The following is a 20603-nucleotide window of genomic DNA, read 5'->3' on the forward strand; positions in this document are numbered from 1 at the left end:
CGCGGCGCCCCCCCGCGATGCCTCAGATCCCGGCGACCAGCGCTTCCGCCACCCGCGCCACCTGGCCCTCATCCAGATAGGGATGCATGGGCAGGGACAGCACGCGGCCGCAGAGCTTCTCGCTCACCGCCAGTTCCGGCCCGCCCGGCAGCCCGGCCGCATGGGCGCCGGCATAGGCGGGCTGATGGTGCAGCGGCTTGGGGTAGTAGATGGCGCTGGGCACGCCGCGTTCCTTCATCGCCTCCTGCACCCGCTCCCGCGACACGCCCTCGGGGAGGATGACGGTATAGAGGCCCCAGGCGGATTGCGCGCCCGGCCGCTCCCGCGGGGTGATGACATGCTGCGACAGCCGCTCGGCATACCAGCCGGCGATGCGGGTGCGGGAGGCCAGCTCCTGCTCCAGCAACGGCAGCTTGCAGAGCAGGATGGCGGCCTGGAGGGTATCCAGGCGGCCGTTCATGCCGGTGCGCTCCACCTCGTAGCGGGTCTTGCCCTCGCCATGGGTGCGGAGCGAGCGATACAGCTCCGCCCGGTCCGCGTCATCGGTCAGGATGGCGCCGCCATCGCCGTAGCAGCCCAGCGTCTTGGTCGGATAGAAGCTCAGCGCCGTGGCATCGGCCCAGGTGCCGAGCCGCCGGCCGTCCAGCGCCCCGCCGAAGGCCTGGGCGGCGTCATCCAGCGCGAACATCCCCTCGGCGCGGCAGATCTCCAGGATCGCCGGCCAGTCGGCGGGCAGGCCGTAGAGGTCCACGCCCACCACGGCGCGCGGGCGCAGCCTGCCCTGCTGCTTCACCAGCGCGATGCGGCGCTTGAGGTCAGCGATGTCGATATTGAAGCCATCCTCCGCCACATCCACGAAGATGGGGGTGGCGCCGAGCACCAGCGGCACCTCGGCGGTGGCGGTATAGGTGAAGGCGGGCAGGAATACGGCATCGCCCGGGCCGATCCTCTCGGCCATCATGGCGATCTGCAGCGCATCCGTGCCGGAGGAGACGCCGACGGCGTGCTTCGCGCCGGCGAAGGCGGCCAGCTTCTCCTCGACCTCCCGCACCTCGGGGCCGTTCACGAAGGCGCCGCTGTCCAGCACCCTGGCGATCCGGCTGTTCATCTCCGCGCGGATCAGCGCCTGCTGCGCCTTCATATCGAAGAGCGTGATCGGGCGGGCCGTAGTCTCGGTCGTCATAATGCGGATTGCTCCGGTCAGTCTGTGTCGGGCCGGCGCCGCCCCCGCGGGGCGGGCTCAGGCCTGGATGACGCGGTGATAGGCCGGGGCAGGGGTGGTTGGGAAATCACCGGGGGTTTCAACTTGCAACGGCTCCAGCCGCACGGCGGCGTCGCGATAGACCCCGCGCGTATCCACCACCAGCATGGCGTGGGCGCGCACCAGGGCGAAGTCGATGCCGGGCTGCGGCGTCACCACCAGCACGGCATCCTGCGCCGCCAGCAGGCCAGCGGTCAGCTCCTGGCTCTCCAGCTCCGGCGTCCCGCCGCCAAGGCGACGCGTGGCGGGAAAGCAGGGCACCAGCGGGTCGTGATAGGCGACCTCGGCCCGCCGCTCCTCCAGCAGGCGGAAGATCTCCACCGCCGGGCTTTCCCGCGTATCCGGCACGCCGGGCTTGTAGGCCAGGCCCAGCAGCAGCACGCGGGCGCCGCGCAGGGTGCGGCCCCGCGCCTCCAGCGCATCGCGCAGCCGGTCCACCACGTAATGCGGCATGGCGTCGTTCACCCGCCCGGCCAGTTCCACGAAGTCGCTGGGCACGCCCAGCTCCCGCGCCTTCCAGGCGAGGTAGTAGGGATCGACCGGGATGCAGTGGCCGCCGAGCCCTGGGCCGGGCCGGAAGGGCATGAAGCCGAAGGGCTTGGTCTGCGCCGCGTCGATCACCTCATGCACGTCGAGATGCAGGGCGTGGCTGATGCGCTTCAGCTCGTTCACCAGGCCGATATTCACGGCGCGGAAGACGTTCTCGTAGAGTTTCGTCAGCTCCGCCGCCGCCAGCGAGGTCATCGGCACGAGATGCGGCGTGGCGGCGCCGTAGAGCGCCATCGCCACTTCCAGGCAGGCCGGGGTTGCGCCGGCCACCAGCTTCGGCACGCGGCCGAAGGTGCCGTCGGGGTTGCCGGGGTCCTCGCGCTCCGGGCTGTAACAGGCGAAGGCATCCACCCCCACGCGCAGGCCCGCCGCGGCCAGGGCGGGAAGCACGAAATCCTCGGTGGTGCCGGGATAGGTGGTGCTTTCCAGCGCGATGGCCTGGCCGCCGCGCAGATGCGGCGCCAGCGAGGCCAGGGTCTGCCGCACCGGCTCCAGGATCGGCTCCTTATGCGCGCCGACGGGGGTGGGGACGCAGATCAGGATGGCATCGCAGTCCCGCGCCGCCAGGAAATCCCCATGCGCGGCGATGCGGGCGGCGGCCACCCGGGCATCGGGGATGCCATGCACCGGGCTCTGCCCGGCATTGATGGCCCGCACCTTGGCGGCGTCGATGTCGAAGCCCGAGACGGGGAAGCCGCATTCGGAGAAGCGCAGCGCCAGGGGCAGGCCGGCATAGCCCAGCCCCACCACGCCGATGCGTGCCTGACGGCCCTGGATGCGTGCGAGCAGTGCCTGGGCCGTGTCCATGCGTGTCAGCCGCCGCCGGCGTTGTGGTCGAATTCCGGCACCAGCCGGGCCAGCTGCGCCAGGGCCGCCGCGCGGTCGCCGGCGCGGGCGCTGGCGGCGATCTCGTCGATGGCGGCGCCCATCCGCGCCGCATCGGCGGTGCGGGGCGTCGCCACCAGCAGGCCGGGGAACTGCGTGGGGCGCGGCGGCTCCTGCCCGTGGAACAGCTCCTCGAACAGCTTCTCGCCGGGGCGGAGGCCGGTGAAGCGGATCTCCACATCCTCGTCCGGCCGCAGCCCGGCCAGGCGGATCATCCGCCGCGCCATGTCCACGATCTTCACCGGCTTGCCCATGTCGAGCACGAAGATGCCGCCATCAGCCAGCTCCGGCGGCTGGTCCTGCCGGTCCTCGGCGCCGACGACGCTGGCCTGCAGCACCAGCCCCACGGCCTCCCGCACCGTCATGAAGTAGCGGCGCATATCCGGGTGGGTCACGGTCAGTGGCCCGCCGCGCTCCAGCTGCCGGCGGAACAGCGGCACCACCGAGCCGGTGGAGCCCAGCACATTGCCGAAGCGCACGGTGACGCAGCGCATGGGGGAGCGGTTGCCCTCGGGCCCATGCCGCGCCTCCATATCCAGCGCCTGGCAGTACATCTCCGCCAGCCGCTTGGAGGCGCCCATCACACTGGTCGGGTTCACCGCCTTGTCGGTGCTGATGAAGACCATGGCGCGGCAGCCCACCGCGCGGGCGGCATCGGCGATGACGCGGGTGCCCAGCGCATTGGTCAGCAGGCCCTCCAGCGGGTCGTTCTCCACCATCGGCACATGCTTCAGCGCGGCGGCGTGGAAGACCAGCTCGGGCCGCACCTCCTCCATCAGCCGGCCGATGCGCTCGGCATCGCGCACATCGGCCAGCATGGCGCGGCGCGGCACGTTGGGGTGCAGCTCCGTCAGCTCCAGGTCGATGCCGTAGAGGGCGAATTCGCCGTGGTCGAGCAGCGTCAGCTGGGAAGGGCCGAGCGCCGCCACCTGCCGCGCCAGCTCCCCGCCGATGGTGCCGCCGGCGCCGGTCACGAGCACGCGCCGGCTCTGCACCAGCCGCGCCATGCCCTCGCGGTCCAGCGGCACCTGCGGCCGGTCGAGCAGCTCCTCGATCACCACCGGGCGCAGGTCGAAGCGGCGGGTGCTGGCGGCGGTCTGACGGATGGCGGGGTCGAGGCGCGTCAGGCGCGGGGCGCGGCTGACCGGCACGCCATGGCGGTCGGCCGCATCCAGAACTTCTTCGAGTGCCTCGCCATGCAGGTCAGGATCGGCCAGCACCAGGGCCGCGGGCAGGCGGTCGGCGGCGCGCAGCCGGTCCAGCAGCGCGCCCGCATCCTCGATGGCACCGAGGATGGGATAGCCGTGGATGCGCCGCCCGGCGGCGCGGGAGCGGGGGGCCAGGATGCCCATCACCTGATAGCCGGGGCCGCGCTGCTGGATCAGGGCGCGGATGAAGAGATCTGCGGCATCCCCGGTGCCGAGCAGCAGCACGGGCTGCGGCGGCGCCTCGCTGAGGCGGCCGACACGGTGCGCCTGGCTGAGCCGGCCCAGCACGCGCGGCGCCAGCAGGGCGGCGGAGAGCACGCCCGCGTGCAGCAGCGGGAAGGCGGGGTTGGGGGAGACCCAGGCGCCCACCGCATGCAAGGCCACCGAGAAGATAGCCGCCCCGCCGATGCCGGCGCCGATCACCCCCATCAGGTCGCGCAGCGCGGCGAAGCGCAGGTATTGCTGCGGCAGGCGCAGCGGCAGCCCGGCCAGCAGCAGGGAGGCGACGGCGCCCGGCACGGCGCCTGCCCACCAGCCGCCCGGCGGCCAGGTGCCAGGCGCCGCCGCCCAGACGGCCACGGGCAGCGATGCCGCCGCCAGCAGCGCGTCGATACCGAGATTCATCAGAATGCGTTGGGGGGCCATGAAAGGGCCGTATAGGCGCAGCAAGCCATATGGTGAAGCGTCAGCAGGCATGGCTGCCAGCAGCACGGGGACGGGCTGGTTCATGCCGCGCCCTGCGGCAGCCCTCCGGCCAGGGCAGGGGCGCCGGCTGCCCCCTGCTGCGGCGCGAGCTGATGGTAGAGCCGCACCAGCCGCGCGGCCTCCGCCCGCCAGCCGAAGCGGCCCTGCGCGGCGGCGCGGCCCCGGACACCCATCTGCGCCCGCAGGGCCGGGTCGGCCAGCTGCCGCACCGCCCCGGCGATGGCGGCGGGGTCGGCGGTATCCACCAGCAGGCCGCAGCCGGCCTCCCGCACCACCGCCGCCACCTCCGTGGCGAAGGCGGGGGCGATGACCGGCAGGCCGGCCAGCATGCAGTCGAAGAGCTTGTGCGGCAGCGCCAGGCGGTGGTTCTCGACCCCCGGCTGGAACAGCACCAGCCCGATATCGGCCCCGGCCGCCGCCTGCAGCGCCCGGGCATGCGGCATCCAGCCCAGCCGCTCCACCCGCCCCTGCAGGAAGAGGGCGGCGGCGCGCGCGCTGAAGCTCTCCTCGCTGCCATCGGTGAAGCGGCCGACCAGCCGCAGCCGCGTGCCCTCCGGACAGAGCGCCAGGGCGTCCAGCATCTCCATCGCGCCGCGGGCGCGGCCCAGCGCCCCCAGATGCACCAGCGTCACCGGGCCTGGGCCATGGCAGCGCGGCGTGACGGCGGCGGGGGCGGCATAGTTCCGCACGGCGATGGTCCGGTGCGGCACGCCGAAATCGGCATCCAGCCCATCCTTGGCCACCACCACCGCATCCGCCGCCGCCGCCATCATCCGGCAGGCCAAGCGGATGCCCGCGCGCCCCAGCGGACGCAGCCAGCGCGGCAGGCGGGGGTCGAGGCGGGAGGGGTAGTGTTCATGCACGTCCAGCACCACCCGCGCCCCACCCCGCCGCGCGGCCAGGATGGCGGCGATCCAGGCATCGGGCTCGCTGGCATGCAGCACGCTGGCGCCGGTCGCGCCGGCCCGGCGGGCCAGGGCGGGAATGCCGAGCAGCCGGCCGCGCCAGCCGGGCCGTCGGCGATAGGTGCGGATCGCCACCCCCGCATGGCTCTCCGGCGCGCTGCCGCCGGCGGGCGCGGCGCCCTCGGGCAGCGGGGCGGAGGCATCCTGCCGCGCCGGGGCGGGGCAGAGATGCAGCACGCGCCAGCCCGCCGCCGCCAGGGCGGCGCCTTCCTTGCCGACCACCCGCACATCCGCCGGCGGATGCGCGGCCGAGAGCATGCAGACCAGGGGGGCGGGCATCAGGCGGCCTCCCGCGCCGGTATGGCCAGGATCTCGGCCAGATGCGCCACCATGCGCGCGCCCACCTGGCCATCCCAGAGCGGGATGGGCCGGGCCGGCGGCCAGCCGCCGGAGAGCACGCGCTCCACCGCCGCCGCCAGCCCGGCCGGGGTGACCAGCTGGTTGGCGCCGGATTCCAACGTCACCGGCCGCTCGGTGGAGGGGCGCAGCGTCAGGCAGGGCACGTCCAGCCCCGCCGCCTCCTCCTGCACCCCGCCGCTGTCGGTGGCCACCAGCCGCGCGCGGCTGAGCAGGGAGAGGAAATCGAGATAGCCGAGCGGCGGCAGCACCGTGACGCCGGCCGGCATGGCCAGACCGAATTCCCGCATCCGCCGGGAGGTGCGAGGGTGCAGCGGCCAGGCCAGGGGCAGGCGGCGGGCCACCCGCGCCACGGCGGTGAGCAGGGCCGCCAGCATCTCCGGCTGGTCCACATTGGCGGCGCGGTGCAGCGTCACCACGCCATAGGCCTGGGGCGCCAACCCGGCGGGCAGGGGCCGGCCACAGGCCAGGGGCAGGCGGCGCAGCAGGGTATCGATCATGCTGTTACCGACCGCGCGCACGGCGCAGGACGCATGCCCCTCGGCCAGCAGGCGGGCGGCGGTGGCCTCGTCCGGCGCCCAGAGAAGGTCGCTGACGGCATCCACCGCGCGGCGGTTGATCTCCTCCGGCATGTCGCGGTCGCCGCAGCGCAGCCCGGCCTCCAGATGCGCGACGGGGATGCGAAGCTTGCGCGCGGCCAGCGCCGCCGCCAGCGTGCCATCGACATCGCCGGGCACCACCACCATGGCGGGGCGGCGGCCTTCCCACAGCGCCTCGCAGGCCATCATGGTGCGGCCGGTCAGGGAGGCATGCGCGCCCCCCCAGACACCGAGCGAGACATGTGGTGCCGGCAGGCCCAGATCCTCCAGATGCGCCTGGAACATCAGGGCATCATGATGCTGGCCGGTATGCAGCAGCACCGGGCGGCAGAAGGGCGGCACCTCCGCCAGGGCGTGCCACAGCGCGGCCAGCTTGGGCAGGTTGGGCCGCGCGCAGGCGACCAGATGCAGCTCGGGCAGGAGCGGTTCAGGCGAAAAAGGCATTCAGGCGGTCACCAGCATGGGCGCGGCGGAGGTGGCGCCAGCCGCCTCCGCCGCCTGGACGAAATCGGCGGCGAGGAGGCGGCGGTCCCAGCGGCGCAGCGCCTGAGCGCGGCCGGCGGCGCCCAGCTCGGCCCGGCGCGCGGGGTTGTCGGCCATCCAGACCAGGGCATCGGCCAGGGCGGCGGCATCCCCCGGCGGGGCGGCGATGCCGCAGGGGCCATCGGCCAGCAGCCGCGCCGCCCGGCCGGAGAGATTGGCGACCACCGGCAGCCCGGCGGCCAGATAGTCCATCAGCTTGTTGGGCGCGGTCCATTCGGCGAATTCGGGCACTGGCGCCAGGCACTGCACACCGACCTGCGCGCCCGCCAGCAGCGCCGCCAGCCGCCGCTTGGGTAGGCTGTCGAGGAAGGTGAGATTGCCGAGGCCGCGCGCCTCCGCCAGCAGCCGCAGCCGCGCCTTCTCCCCGCCCTCGCCCACCAGCAGCAGGCGGATACGACGCTCCCGCCGCGCCTGCAGGATGGCGGCGGCATCCAGCAGCTGGTCCAGCCCATTGGCGCGTCCATGCGCCCCGGCATAGACGGCCAGCATCTCCCAGGCCGCCACGCCGGGCGGCCGCCAGGGCGCCACCTGCGGGCCGAAGAGGTCGAGGTCGCAGCCATTCGGCACCACCCTCACCCGCGCGGGGTCGGCGCCGCGCGCCTGGGCGGTTCCGGCCATACCCTCGCTCAGCGCCACCACCATGGCGGCCTGACGGCAGGCGGCGCTGGCCAGCGGCTCCATCGCCGCCAGGGCCAGGGGCGGCGCGGCACCCATGGCGCGCGGCAGTTCCGGCCAGGGGTCGCGGATCTCGAAGACAAAAGGCGTGCCGCGCAGCCGCCGCGCCAGCAGCGCCGGGATGGCCACCGTCAGCGGCGTGGAGCTGGCGATGATCAGGTCCCAGCCCTCGGCCAGCGCCAGCCGGGTGGCGGCGGCGGCGAAATGGCCGAAGGCGCAGAGCCGCCGGGCGAAACCCTGGTGATTGCCGCAGGGAATGGCGAATTCCACCAGCCGCACACCTTGCAGCACCCCCTCCCGCCGCCCGGCCCGGAAGGGGCCGGCCAGGCCGGTGACGGCGCCGGCATATTGCCCGCAGGCGATGGTCACCTGATGCCCCGCCGCCGAGAGCGCCCGCGCCATGGCATGGCTGCGGGTGGCCGTGGCGCCGGCAGGGCCGGAATAATGCTGGTGCAGGTAGAGGATACGCATCATCCCGCCCCTCAGCCGCGGTGGCAGGCGCGGATGGCCTCGATCACCCGGTCCTGCTCCTGCTCCGTCATGGCGCCGGAAGGCAGGCAAAGGCCGCGGTCGAAAAGCTGTCCGGCGATGCCGGCGCCATGGAAGGGCGCGCCGCGGAAGGCGGGCTGGAGGTGCAGCGGCTTCCAGACCGGGCGGCTTTCCACCCCTGCCGCGTCCAGCGCCCTGTGCACCTGCTCCCGCGTCGTTCCGAAGCGCGAGGGCTCGATCAGGATGGTGGTCAGCCAGCGGGAGGATCGGCCCCAGCCTGGCTCCGGCATGAAGCCCAGCCCAGGCAGGTCCGACAGCCGCAGGGCGTAGCGGGCGAAGGTGGCGCGCCGTGCCGCCACCCGTTCCTTCAGCGCGCCGATCTGCGCGAGGCCGACCGCCGCCAGCACGGAGGAGAGGCCGTAGGAATAGCCCGTGGTCTCATGCTGGTAATGCGGCGCGGCCTCCTTGGCCTGTGTCGCCAGGTGGCGGGCGCGGGCGATCAGCGCGGCATCGTCCGAGACCAGCGCGCCGCCACCGCCGGCGGTGACGATCTTGTTGCCGTTGAAGGAGAAGGCCGCCAGCGCCGCGCCCTTGCCCACCGGGCGGCCGCGATACTCGGCCCCCAGCGCCTCCGCGCTGTCGCAGAGCACCGGCACGCCCCAGCGGCCGCAGAGGGTGACGATGGTGTCGAGGTCGCAGGACTGGCCATAGAGATCCACAGGCACCACGGCGCGGGGCAGCTTGCCCTTGGTGGCGGCCTGCCGCAGCCGGCTCTCCAGCAGGTCGGGGTCCAGCGTCCAGCTCCCGGCATCGACGTCCAGGAAGCGCGGGCGGGCGCCCATCTGCACGGCCGGGGCGATGGTGGCGACGAAGGTGAGGGTGGAGGTCCAGACCTCGTCCCCCCGTTCCACCCCCAGCACCCGGTAGCCCAGATGCAGCGCGGCGGTGCCGGAAGAAGTGGCGAGCCCATGCCCCGTTCCGGAGGCGGCGCGCACCGCCCCCTCGAAGGCCTCGGGCACCGGCCCGGCGGGGGCGATCCAGCCCGCCGCCAGGGTATGGTCGAGCGAGGCAAGCTCTCCTCCCGCCAGTTGCGGCGGCGATAGCAGGATCCGCTGCCGGGGCTGTGCCGCGGCGGCCGGGCGACCTGGAAAGAGGCGGACATTCTCGCCCAATGCGCCGTCACCGGTCGCACCGAGCCTCAGCGCCAAGGCCATGAAGAGCTCACTATTTTGTGAACAGCAAGCTCAGCCAAACAGGTCCGAAACCGTAATGCAAGCGGAATCATTACCGTTTCCTTGCATAACGGGAATCTATTTCACCTTCTGGTTGATAGATTCGGCCGCAAGGGCGGGCATCGTGGCATGGCCGGGGGCGCTGACGCCCTTGCCGCTCAGCAGGATGGCCAGCGTGCCGGCCATGGCCCGCAGATCCCGCCGCAGGCTCGCGGGCGGGCCGGCATAGGCGGCATCCATCTCCAGCCGCTCCTCCCAGGGCAGGGCATTGCGGCCGGCCGCCTGCGCCACCCCCGCCAGCCCCGGGCGCACGGACAGCCGGCGCCGCTGCCGCGCGGTGTAGTGGGGCAGATAGGCCATGGGCAGCGGGCGCGGGCCGACCAGGCTCATCTCCCCCCGCAGCACATTCGCCAGTTGCGGCAACTCATCCAGCGCGCTGGCCCGCAGCGCCCGGCCGAAGCGCGTCAGCCGTGCCGTGTCATCCCCCGGCCCCTCCCGCATGCTGCGGAACTTGATGAGCGTGAAGGGATGGCCGCCCCGCCCGGCGCGCTCCTGCCGGAACAGCACGGGGCGGCCGAGGCAGAGCGCCACCGCCAGCGCCACCAGGGCGAGAAGGGGGGCGAGCAGCAGCAGCGCCAGCCCGGCCCCCAGGATATCCAGAGCCCGCTTGCCGAAAGCATCATACACGTCGCGCCACGACCCCCGTCGACAGCACCAGACCCAGGGCGAACCAGACCATCCGGTTGCCGAGGTCGGTGGACACCATGGCCGCCAGCGCCACCGGCAGGGCCAGCGCGGCGATCCGCGCCAGCCGGGCCGGCTGCATCCGCCGCAGCCGCAGCAGCGGCACCAGCGCCGCGCCGCCGAAACAGAGCAGCCAGAAGCCCAGGCCGGGCAGCCCGCCCTCCGCCCAGGCTTCCAGCAGGTGGTTGTGCGGATAGAGGCCGCGCCGCTCGCCATGGCCGGCGGCGATGGTGAAGCCGCCGGTGCCCAGGCCGAAGGGCAGCGCCTCGCTCCCCCAGGCCATGGCCGCCGCCCAGAGCATGGGGCGGGCGGAGGAGGCGACATCGCCCTGGGTGAAGCGCTCCAGCGTCCGCAGCCCCTCGGCACGGCCGGGGTCGAGCAGCAGCGCCGCCAGGGCCAGCCCCCCGCAGGCCGCCACCAGCAGCAGCCAGCACAGCGCCGCGCGCGGCCGCATCGCCGACCAGAGCCGCAGCGCCGGCACCAGCGCCACGCAAAGAGCCAGGGAGAGCAGCGCCATCCGCCCCCCCGGCACCAGCGCCGCCGCCGCCGTGGCGGCGGTGAAAGCGAGCCAGAACAGCCGCCCCGACCAGTGGTTGGCCTCTACCGCCCGCACCCCGCCCAGCCCCGCCGCACAGGCGATGGCGAGCCCGGCCAGCTGATACTGCACCCGCACCAGTTCCGGATTGGCCCCCACGGCGCCGCCCAGCACCACCGCGCCATGGGCCAGACCCCAGGCCACCGAGGCACCGACGAAAGGCCCCGCCGCCAGCGCCACCGCCACCAGCCAGCGCCGCGCCCCGGCATCCGCGCCCACCGCCAGCCCGGCCAGCAGCATCAGCGGCCCCAGCAGCACCACCTCCGGCAGCTTGGCGGCGAGGATGCCGCGGCTGGGGCTCCAGGTGCCCGCCAGCACCAGCCAGAGCCAGAGCAGTGCGGCCCCTGCCAGCGGGGGCCCCACCAGCGGATGCAGCCACCAGCGCCGCGTCAGCAGCAGCAGCGCGAGCAGCGGCGGCAGCAGAAGCAGGGACAGAGTCGTGATGTCGAAGGGAAGGGCGGCCACCAGCGGCGCGCCCTTCAGCGCGCCAGCGAATTGCAGCAGCGCGGCGATGGCGCCGGACAAGGAGGCGATGGCGGCCGTGTCGATGCGCCAGGCCCTCATGCGCCAGGCCAGGGGCGCCGTGCCCGGGCCCCATCCGGCGAAACGGCATTCCCCAGGGCCCGGCCCTGGCCTGGCCTGCGGGGGGAAGGGCCAGGCAACCCGGCCACTTGGCCGGGGGGCCAGGGAGGCGGAGCTCCGGGAGCCTTCCGCACCGCCGGCACGCCGGACAGCAGCACCCAGCAGGCACCGCCGAACAGGCAGGTCAACGGCGCTGCCACGGCCAGCAGCACCAGCAGCAGCGGCCGGTTGGGGAGGGAGGGCTTCAGCTCCGCCCCCGGCCCTGAAACCAGCCGCGCCGCCACCACCTCATCCGCCGCCAGCACCATGGCGGCGCGCTGATGCTGGGCCAGCAGCTCGAAGATGGGCGTGCGGAGGTAGATGTCCCGCTCGCTCATCAGCCGGGTCTCCAGCACGCGGATGCGGCGGTTCACGAGGTCCAGCAGATCGCGCCGCACCTTGGCCTCGCCGAAGCCGTGCAGGCGGGTCAGCACCTCCGCCGCCAGGGCACGGTCGGGCAGGGCGAGTTCCAGCGTCCAGGTGACGGAGGCCAGGGACTGCGTCACCGCCAGGGCGCGTTCCAGCCAGCCCTCCACGTCATCCTGGTCGGGCCGCATCCGCAGTCCCAGCTTCTCCCGCAGCCAGCCGGCGAGACCCTCGGCGCGACGGCGCTCCAGCGCCGCCAGCAACGGTGTGTCGCGCGCCAGCATGGCCGCCGCTTCGGGGCTGCGCAGCGCCGCCAGGTAGACCGCGAAATTGCCGGAGGGGCGGGTATCCAACAGGCTGCCCGGCGCCAGGGCGTTCGCCGAGATCAGGGAGGAATTGGCGAGGCCGGTGGTCTCGGCCGGGGCGATCACCGCCTGCGCCAGAAAGGCGCGGGGCCAGGAGAGGATGAGCCCCGCCCCGCCCAGCAGCAGCAGCAGCGCCAGAGTGGCCAGCCGGAATTTCAGCGCCCAGACGCCACGCAGCAACTGGTCCAGCGGCATCAGGGCAGCCTGATCCGGGTCTCGACACTGCGGACCGGGGCGCGGGCACGGGCCACCAGCACAAGGCAGGGGCGGACCGCCGCATAGGCCGGGCTTTCCCAACCCTCCTCGATCGTCAGGGCCAAAGGGGCATCGGCCGTGACATGGATCTCGGCGGGGCCGCTGGCACCCCCGGATGTGGCGCGCCAGTCGCCGGGACCAAGCCGCCAGCGCAGGGCCAGACCGGAGAAACCGCCGCCCACCGTATCCCGCACCCACCAGAGCCGGCCTTCGGCGCTGACCTGCCGGCCGTGGCGGTGGCCGTGGGCGTCCCACGATACGGCGCCACCGGGCAAGGCGGCCAGGCGCGGCCAGCAGGCATGCAGGAAGCGCCCGACACGGGGCATCGGCTCCCGCTCATCGAAGGTGATGGTGTTATGCGCGGCGGCGCTCGGGAAATAATCCAGCCACCAGCGCTCGCCCGGGGCGGGATTGTAGGCGCCCGTGCCGGCATCGGTCAGGACAGGCGTGGCGCCGTCCCACAGCTCGAAATGCAGCAGGTCGGCCTGGCCAGGGCGGAAGCGCAGCGGTCCGGTGCGGAGCAGGGCGCGGGCGCCACCGGCCTGCCAGCCCATGCTGCCGCTGGCGCGCCAGCGGGCGGGGATCCCGGCTGCCGGGAGGGTGGGCAGGCCCAGCCACAGGCATCCATGCTCCTCCGCGAAGCCGGCGGAGGCGCCGGCGAAAAGCCGCAGCGCCCGCTCGGCGCTACCCCGCGCATCTCCCGGGCCGGCCAGCGCCAGATCGGCGAAGGCGGAGCCATCCTGGTGCCCCAGGCGCGGCAGGGCGCCATCAGGGGCCACCAGCCGGGCGAGCCAATGGGCCGCCGCTTCCGCACGCGCGGCGAAAGGCGCCGGGAAGGGCAGCGCCCCATGCCGCAGCCGCAGCCATTCCACCACCGCCAGCACATCCAGCAGCAGCCGGTGATAGCCGGTGGAGACCTGGGCGAAGCCGCCATCCGGCGCCACCAGCCGCGCCAGGGCCGCGGAAAGCTCCCGCGCGCCGCGCCGCAGCAGTCCGGCATCGCCCAGCAGAAGGCCGCAGGCATAGAGCCCGGCGGGCTCGCTGATACTGTGGTTATTGTCCTGTGCCCGGGCGTAGTGCGGCGTCGCCTCGATGCGCCGTGCATGCAGCGCCAGCAGGGCGCGCGCAGCCGGCGCGGGCGCGAAGTCCTGCCCCAGCAGGGCCAGGGTCAGGCCGAGATGCAGCGCCCGCAGCGCCACCTCCTGCCCGCACGCCCAATGCGGGCCCTGAAAAGGCGGGTTGGCGGCGCACCACGCGGCGATGCGGGCCTCCAGCGCCGCGAGATGCCCCTCCTCCGGCCAGAGGCAGGCGGCCTGGGCCAGACGGGGCAGGCAGGCCAGCCTACCGGCTTCCCAGACAGGGCGGATATCGCCAGGGCCGAACAGATCCATCCCGAGTGCCGGGGTCGTGGCATCGAAGGGGCCGTGGTGGCGGGCCGGGGGCAGGATTTCCAGGGCCCCGCGCAGCCGCGCCTGCCATGCGGCCGGCATATCCGGCGCCGCCGGCGGCGGAGCGGCCGTCAGGAAGGGACCTTCCGGCATTTCCGCCCCCCGCAGCCGCTGCGCGGCGCCGCCCGAGAGCAGCGCCAGCCGGTGCAGCCCGTAATGGCCCAGCGCACGCGGCCCCAGGCGCCAAGCGGCATCGGCCAGCAACAAGGGTCCTCGGATATGAGCTTGGATCGCCATTGCAATAATGATAAAGCCGCAATCACGATTTTGCGAGCATCTGGTCGCCCCTGCATGAGACGCCTGGACCATTCCCGGCCCACCGTGACATCGGCGCATCGCCATCTGCGGTCCGGCAGGCTGCCGCTGGCGCTGCTGGCCATGCTGCTGGGCCCGGCCGGCGCCGCTCCGCCCGCCCTGGCGCAGAACCCGCCGGGCGGCGTGACCCCGAGCCCGCTGTTGCTGCCGCCCTCGCTGCCTTCCACCCTGCCCGGCGGCATTCCCGTGCCCATGCTGCCGCCGGCCGTGCAGCAGGATATCCTTCAACGCATCCTCGACGCCGCCGGCGCCGGGCAGGCCAGCGCCATCGGTCCCGCCCCGCCACCGCCGCCGCCGCCTCCACGCGCCGCCCCTCCGGCCGCCCTGCAGCAACCCGCACCCGAGCAGGCACTCTCCCATACCGAGGCCTTCTATGCCGCTCGGCTGGACCAGCCGCTGCGCCAGTTCGGCTACGACACCTTCCATGGCATGGCGGCCACGGGCGCCGCCCCGGCCGTGCTCGGCGGCCTGCCGGAGAGCTATATCCTCGGGCGCGACGACGAGGTGATGATCGCCATCCGCGGCCGCACCCGGCAGAGCATGACCCTTCGCGTCAGCCGCGACGGCACGCTGCTGCTGCCGGACCTGCCGCCCTTTCCCGCCGCCGGACGCAGCCTGGGCGCGGTGCGGGCCGATATCAGCGCGCGGGTAGCGCAGGAGCTGGGTGGGTCCGAAGCTTTCATCTCCATCGGGCAGATCCGCCAGATCAGTGTGCTGGTGGCCGGGGAGGTGGTGCGGCCGGGCATGCAGAACCTGCCCGCCCTGGCATCGGCGCTGGATGCCCTGGCGCTGGCGGGGGGCGTGCGCCGGACCGGCTCACTGCGCGCCATCCGCATCGAAGGCCCCCACGGCCGCCGCGTCATCGACCTCTATGCCATCATCGCGGGGGAGGCCGGCGAGCCCGACCTGACCCTGCGGGAGGGAGAGCGGGTGGTGGTGCCCGCCCTCGGCGCCACCGTGGCCGTGGCGGGGGAGGTAACGCGCCCCGGCATCTATGAGCTTCCGGCGGGCGTCGCGCAGGCGCCGCTGGCCATGCTGCTGCGGCTGGCCGGGCAGCCCCTGCGCCCGGCCGGCAACCGATTCCTGCTACAGGGCACCGACGCGGGTGGCCGCCGCAGCTTCAGCGAGACCGGGCCCGCCGGAATGGTACGGCGCGGCGACGCGGTGCTGGTGCAGCCGGGCGCGGATGTCGCCGCCGGCCAGGCCCGGCTGGCCGGGCATGTGACGGCGCCGCTGCTGCGCGCGCCCCGCCTGGGCAGCCTGCGTACCATGCTGAACGACCCCCGGCTGGTGAAGCCGGACCCCTATCTCCGCATGGGCGTGGTCTGGCGCGTGGACGGGCAGACGCGGGTGCGCCGCTTCATCGGCTTCGACCTCGGCCGCGTGCTGCGCGGCGAGACCGACCTGCCCCTGGCCGAGGGCGACGAGATCATCCTGCTCTCCCAGGCCGATATGCTCTGGCTGGCCAGCCCGCCGGTGCAGCGCGCCCTGCGCGGAGAGGCGCCGCAGGCCGTTCCCCCACTGCCCGGCGCCGCCATCGCCGCCGAATGCCCGGCTTTGCAGGCCCTGGCCGTGGCCGCCCGCGCCAGCCCCACCCGCTTCGCCCATGCGCGCGCCGCCGGCTTCCCCGATCTCGGCACGCCGCCCTGCCCGCAGGTCTTCGCCGAATATCCGCCGCTGCTGCCCTGGCTGCTGGACCATTCCGTGCTGCTCTCGGGCGAGGCGCGGATGCCCGGCCTCTATCCCATCCTCGACGACACGGGGTTGGACCAGGTGCTGGCCGCCGCCGGGGGCGCCACCGAGACGGCCGACCTCTCCGCCGTGGAATTCGCGCGGGAGCCGCAGGAGCAGGCCGGCGCCACCACCCTCTCCCGCACCCTGCTGGACCTGCGCAGCCGCAACTTCGCCGCCATCCGCCTCTCCCCGCGCGACGTGGTGCGGCTGCCACGCGGCTTCGCGGATCGGGAGACCGGGCCGGTGACGCTCACGGGCGAGTTCCTGCGCCCGGGCATCTATGACATCCGCCGTGGCGAGCGGCTGTCGGAACTGATTGCCCGGGCCGGCGGGCTTTCCCCTCAGGCCTATCCCTATGGCACCGTCTTCACGCGGGAGAGCGTGCGCCAGCGGCAGCAGGAAGGCTTCGCCCGCACGGCGCGGGAACTGGAGCAGAGCCTGATCCAGGTCGCCGCCGGGCAGGCGGTGGCGGGCAGCCGCTCCAGCGGCCTCGACCTCGGCGGTGCCATCACGGCGGGGCGGGAACTGGCTGGCGCGCTACGCGAGGCCCGCGCCGCCGGCCGCATGGTGGTGGAGGCCAATCCCGTCATCCTCGCCGCCCGGCCCGAGCTGGACGTGCTGCTGGAACCGGGCGACCTGATCGCCATCCCCAAGCGGCCCAATGAAGTGACGGTGGTCGGCGCCATCCTCAACCCCGGCAGCCTGCAATTCACCACCGGCTGGCATGCCGCCGACTATGTGCGTGCCTCCGGCGGGCAGCAGCGCTTCGCCGATGGCGGCCGCGCCTTCATCGTGCTGCCCAACGGGCAAAGCGTGCCGGCCGGGCTCGGCGCCTGGCAGGCGGGCGGGCCGCCGGTGCCGCCGGGCAGCCTGGTCGTGGTGCCGCAGGACCCCAGCCCTTACGAGACCTGGGGCTTCGTCCGCGACCTGACCCAGGTGCTCGGACAGGTCAGCATCAGCGCGGCGGCGCTTTCCGTGATCTCGCGCCAGTCGCGCTGACGGGGGCGGAGACGGCCCGCCCTGGCTTCCCCGGCCGCCGCGCCGCATCCTTCCGTTTCCACAAGGATGAGGCCCCGCCATGCCCGATTCTTGCGCCATCCTGCCCGACCCACCGGCCCTGGCGCCGCCGCCGGGCTGCTGGGAACTGTTCCTCGGTTTCCTGACGCTCGGGCTGATGGGCTTCGGCGGCGTGCTGCCCCTGGCCCGCCGCATGCTGGTGGAGCAGCGCCGCTGGCTCTCGGGGGAGGCCTTCACGGAGATCCTGGGCCTCTGCCAGTTCCTGCCGGGCGGCAATGTCATCAACCTCTCTGTCGCCGTCGGGCTGGAGTTCCGGGGCGTGGCCGGGGCCATCGCGGCACTGCTGGGGCTGATCGCCGGGCCGACGGCGGTGGTGGTCGGCCTCGGCGTCGTCTACGAGCGCTACCAGGACGACCCGCAGGTGCAGCGTGTCTTCGCCGGGCTGGCCGCCGCCGCCGCCGGCCTGCTGGTGGCCACCGCGCTGAAGATGCTGGCGCCGCTACGCCGCAGGCCGCTGGCGCTGGCGGTGGTGGCGCTCTGCTTCCTGGCCATCGCCATCCTGCGCCTGCCGCTGCTGCCCAGCATGCTGGTGCTGGCGCCCCTCAGCATCCTCGTGAATGGCCGGGCGGCGCGATGAGCACGCTGCTGGCCCTGGCGCTGCTCTTCACCGAGCTTTCCCTGCTGGCCTTCGGCGGCGGCAATACCATCCTGCCGGAAATGCAGCGCCGCGTGGTGGAGGTGCACCGCTGGATGTCGGCGCAGGAGTTCAGCGCCCTCTTCGCACTGGCCCAGGCAGCGCCGGGGCCGAACATGATGGTGGTGCCGCTGATCGGCTGGCAAGTGGCGGGGTGGAGCGGGCTGCTGGTGTCCTCCCTGGCGAAATTCGGCCCCTCCTCCTTGGTGACGGCCATCGTGCTGGGCCTCTGGCGACGTTTCCAGGACCGGCCCTGGCGCCGCATCATCCAGACCGGGCTGGTGCCCATGACCGTGGGGCTGGTCGCCGCCAGCGCCGCACTGATCGGCAGCGCCACCAGCACCAGCTGGGGGCTGGCCGGCATCACCGCCGCGGTGGCGGCGGCCATGATCTGGACGAAATGGCACCCGCTCTGGATGCTGGCGGGCGGGGCGCTGGGGGGATGGCTGCTGGCCTGATGCGTCCCTGACCGAGGCAGAGGAGCGTATTCAAAATCTTCAACAGGCCAGCGGGCTGAGGCCGCGATCGCCGGAGGTCATCGACCTCCGGCGGAACCACCGTGCCACAAGCGTAAAACAGATGGCGGGGTCTGGGGTGACACTGTCACCCCAGCGGGAGTGCAGAGGGCAGAGCCCTCTGCCCGGTCCAGGGGCGGCACCCCCTGGCCTTCCTGCAAGCAGGTCAGTCGACGGCCTTGATCGCGTCCGCCAGCGTCCCGAAGATCCGGTCGATATGCTGCTTCTCCGCGATCAACGGCGGGGAGATGGCGATGATGTCACCCGTCACGCGCGTCAGCACGCCGCTGTCGAAGCAGGTGCGGAACACCTCCATCGCGCGGGCGCCGGGCTTGCCGGGGCGGGGCGCCATCTCGATGCCGGCGACCAGGCCGATGTTGCGGATGTCGATGACCTTGTCGGTGCCGTTCAGGGAATGGGCGGCATCCTCGAAATAGCCCTCCATGACACGGGCGCGGCCGGGCAGATCCTCGCTGCGGTGCAGGTCCAGCGTCGCGATCGCCGCCGCCGAGGCCAGCGGGTGGCCGGAATAGGTATAGCCGTGGAACAGCTCGATCCCATCCGCCGAGCCATTCACGACGGCCTCGTAGATGTCGTTCTTCACGGCCACGCCGCCCATCGGCACGGCGGCATTGGTCAGGCCCTTGGCCATGGTGATGATATCCGGCGTGACGCCGAAGCGCTCGGCGCCGAAATTGGTGCCGACGCGGCCGAAGCCGGTGATGACCTCGTCGAAGATCAGCAGGATGCCGTGCTTGTCGCACAGCTCGCGCAGCCGCTGCAGGTAGCCCGTGGGCGGCACCAGCACGCCGGTGGAGCCCGCCATCGGCTCCACGATCACGGCGGCGATGGTGTCGCCATGCAGTGTCACCAGCCCTTCCAGCGCATCCGCCAGTTCCGCGCCGTGCTGCGGCAGGCCGCGGGTGAAGGCATTGCGCGCCGGCAGATGCGTATGCGGCAGGTGGTCCACATAGGGCAGCATGGCACCGAACTGCTTGCGGTTGCCGCCGATGCCGCCGACCGACATGCCGCCGAAGCCGACGCCGTGGTAGCCGCGGTCCCGCCCCACCAGCCGCACGCGCTGGGCCTGGCCGCGCGCCTTCTGATAAGCCAGCGCGATCTTCAGCGCGGTATCGGCGCTCTCGCTGCCGGAATTGGTGAAGAAGATGCGGTCCATGCCGTCCGGCGTCATATCCGCCACGCGCGCCGCCGCCTCGAAGGCCAGCGGATGGCCAAGCTGGAAGGTCGGCGCGAAATCCATCACCGCCGCCTGCTTCTGGATGGCTTCCGTGATCTCGCGCCGGCCATGGCCGGCATTGCAGCACCAGAGGCCGGCGGTGCCGTCCAGCACCTCCATGCCATCGGCGGTGTAGTAGTTCATGCCCTCGGCGCGCGCGAGCAGGCGCGGATGCGACTTGTAGTAGCGGTTGTCGGTGAACGGCATCCAGAACGCATCGAGATTGTTCGGGCGCGACACGGGCGAGAACTGGTTCATGATGGAAAGGTGACCCTGAACGGCTGGAGCGGAGGCCCCTGCGAGCGGGGCGGAGACGAGCGGGAAGGAAGGCTAGTCAGAAACATCACCCTCGTCCATCGCCGGAAGACGGATCCGCAACGGTGCCGGCGCATCCTCCACCGTCACGGGCAGGCAGCCGTGGAAATCCCCATCGGTCTGGGCGGGCACGCCGGCGCCTTCCAGCGTCACGTGGTTCGCCCGCCGCAGCGACAGCCCCGGCAGGCGCGGCAACAGCCCCAGCGGCAGCAGCGCCGCCGCCAGCGCCGCCTGCCCCGCGCGCCCGGTCATCAGCGCCACATGGAAGCCGGGCCGCAGCGGCGTCGCCTCCGGGGCCAGTGGGAAAGGCCCGGCATAAAGCCGCCCCTTGCTGACCACCAGCGCGCTGGCCCGCAACGGCGCCCCGCCATCCAGCCGCGCCGTGACGGGCGGGAAAGCGTAGCGCGGCAGCGTCAGCGCGGTCTGCCAGACATAGGCGGCACGGCCGATGGCGCGCTTCAGCCGCGGGTCCAGCCGCCGCACCACCTCGGCATCCAGGCCCAGGCCCAGCATCTGCACGAAAAGCAGCTGCCGCCCGTCCGCGAAGCGGGCGATCCCCGGCCAGAAGGCGGCCTCCCGCCCGGTCCGCAGCACTGCCGCCGCCGCCTCCGGCCCGCGCGGCAGGCCCAGTTCCAGCGAGAGCACATTGGCGGTGCCCAGCGGCAGGATGCCCAGCACGGTGGCCGAGCCCGCCAGCCCCGCCGCTACCTCGGCGACGGTGCCGTCGCCGCCGGCGGCCACCACGCAATCCTCTCCGGCCGCGGCGGCCTGGCGGGCCAGGTGCCCGGCATGGCCGGGGCCCCGGGTCTCGGCGAGGCGGGCGCCCGGCAGCCAGGCGGCCGCGCGCTCCAGGCGGGAGCGGCGGCGGCTGCCGGCGGTGGGATTGAAGACGATCAGCATGCGCGCTTTCCCTT

Annotated in this window: 16 protein-coding genes; 3 read left to right on the forward strand and 13 right to left on the reverse strand. The window is 73.5% G+C overall.

The genetic code is table 11. The annotated features are described in order from the left end of the window. Positions 1-22 precede the first annotated feature (22 nt). The 11 genes from IAI58_RS03135 to IAI58_RS03185 form a co-directional block, all read right to left on the reverse strand. Positions 23-1183 carry a DegT/DnrJ/EryC1/StrS family aminotransferase gene (locus IAI58_RS03135; protein ID WP_207450691.1) on the reverse strand — a complete coding sequence of 387 codons (1161 nt, stop codon included), beginning with the start codon at positions 1181-1183 and terminating at the stop codon, positions 23-25. 57 nt (positions 1184-1240) lie between these two features. Beyond that, a complete protein-coding gene (locus IAI58_RS03140; protein ID WP_207450689.1) occupies positions 1241-2617 on the reverse strand; it encodes a nucleotide sugar dehydrogenase in 1377 nt (458 codons plus the stop codon). Positions 2618-2622: 5 nt separating this feature from the next. Next, on the reverse strand, positions 2623-4548 hold the full coding sequence (locus tag IAI58_RS03145) for a polysaccharide biosynthesis protein (RefSeq protein ID WP_207450681.1): 1926 nt from the start codon (positions 4546-4548) through the stop codon (positions 2623-2625). A gap of 80 nt (positions 4549-4628) precedes the next feature. Then, a complete protein-coding gene (locus tag IAI58_RS03150; protein ID WP_207450679.1) occupies positions 4629-5852 on the reverse strand; it encodes a glycosyltransferase in 1224 nt (407 codons plus the stop codon). After that, a complete protein-coding gene (gene wecB, locus IAI58_RS03155; protein ID WP_207450677.1) occupies positions 5852-6973 on the reverse strand; it encodes a non-hydrolyzing UDP-N-acetylglucosamine 2-epimerase in 1122 nt (373 codons plus the stop codon). The genes IAI58_RS03150 and wecB overlap by 1 nt, the downstream gene beginning before the upstream one ends. Next, a complete protein-coding gene (locus IAI58_RS03160; RefSeq protein ID WP_237182898.1) occupies positions 6974-8221 on the reverse strand; it encodes a glycosyltransferase family 4 protein in 1248 nt (415 codons plus the stop codon). Between the two features lie 8 nt (positions 8222-8229). Then, entirely contained in the window at positions 8230-9450 is a 1221-nt protein-coding gene (locus IAI58_RS03165) for a DegT/DnrJ/EryC1/StrS family aminotransferase (RefSeq protein ID WP_207450673.1), read from the reverse strand. 96 nt (positions 9451-9546) lie between these two features. After that, complete coding sequence (locus IAI58_RS03170) at positions 9547-10155, reverse strand: sugar transferase (protein WP_207450671.1); 609 nt, start codon at positions 10153-10155, stop codon at positions 9547-9549. Then, a complete protein-coding gene (locus IAI58_RS03175; RefSeq protein ID WP_207450669.1) occupies positions 10148-11371 on the reverse strand; it encodes an O-antigen ligase family protein in 1224 nt (407 codons plus the stop codon). The genes IAI58_RS03170 and IAI58_RS03175 overlap by 8 nt, the downstream gene beginning before the upstream one ends. Further along, complete coding sequence (locus tag IAI58_RS03180) at positions 11368-12354, reverse strand: hypothetical protein (RefSeq protein ID WP_207450667.1); 987 nt, start codon at positions 12352-12354, stop codon at positions 11368-11370. The genes IAI58_RS03175 and IAI58_RS03180 overlap by 4 nt, the downstream gene beginning before the upstream one ends. Further along, positions 12354-14066, reverse strand: a complete 1713-nt coding sequence (locus IAI58_RS03185) for a heparinase II/III family protein (protein WP_237182660.1) — start codon at positions 14064-14066, stop codon at positions 12354-12356. The genes IAI58_RS03180 and IAI58_RS03185 overlap by 1 nt, the downstream gene beginning before the upstream one ends. 87 nt (positions 14067-14153) lie before the next feature. On the opposite strand from IAI58_RS03185, the gene IAI58_RS03190 reads away from it, so the two are divergent. The 3 genes from IAI58_RS03190 to IAI58_RS03200 all read left to right on the forward strand — a co-directional run bounded on the left by IAI58_RS03190 (position 14154) and on the right by IAI58_RS03200 (position 18080). Further along, positions 14154-16910 carry an SLBB domain-containing protein gene (locus tag IAI58_RS03190; protein WP_237182659.1) on the forward strand — a complete coding sequence of 919 codons (2757 nt, stop codon included), beginning with the start codon at positions 14154-14156 and terminating at the stop codon, positions 16908-16910. A 79-nt stretch (positions 16911-16989) separates the two neighbouring features. Next, on the forward strand, positions 16990-17565 hold the full coding sequence (locus tag IAI58_RS03195) for a chromate transporter (protein ID WP_207450663.1): 576 nt from the start codon (positions 16990-16992) through the stop codon (positions 17563-17565). Next, positions 17562-18080, forward strand: a complete 519-nt coding sequence (locus tag IAI58_RS03200) for a chromate transporter (protein ID WP_207450661.1) — start codon at positions 17562-17564, stop codon at positions 18078-18080. Before IAI58_RS03195 ends, IAI58_RS03200 begins: the two co-directional genes overlap by 4 nt. A gap of 223 nt (positions 18081-18303) precedes the next feature. Here IAI58_RS03200 and aptA read toward each other — a convergent pair whose 3' ends face one another. Both aptA and IAI58_RS03210 read right to left on the reverse strand, forming a co-directional pair. Further along, on the reverse strand, positions 18304-19632 hold the full coding sequence (gene aptA / locus IAI58_RS03205) for an omega-aminotransferase AptA (RefSeq protein WP_207450659.1): 1329 nt from the start codon (positions 19630-19632) through the stop codon (positions 18304-18306). Positions 19633-19704: 72 nt separating this feature from the next. Beyond that, positions 19705-20589, reverse strand: coding sequence for a diacylglycerol/lipid kinase family protein (locus IAI58_RS03210; protein WP_207450656.1), 885 nt, complete (start codon positions 20587-20589; stop codon positions 19705-19707). Between the last annotated feature and the right edge of the window lie 14 nt (positions 20590-20603).

Origin of the sequence: Roseomonas marmotae, assembly GCF_017654485.1 — a bacterium.
GTDB classification, from domain to species: domain Bacteria; phylum Pseudomonadota; class Alphaproteobacteria; order Acetobacterales; family Acetobacteraceae; genus Pseudoroseomonas; species Pseudoroseomonas marmotae.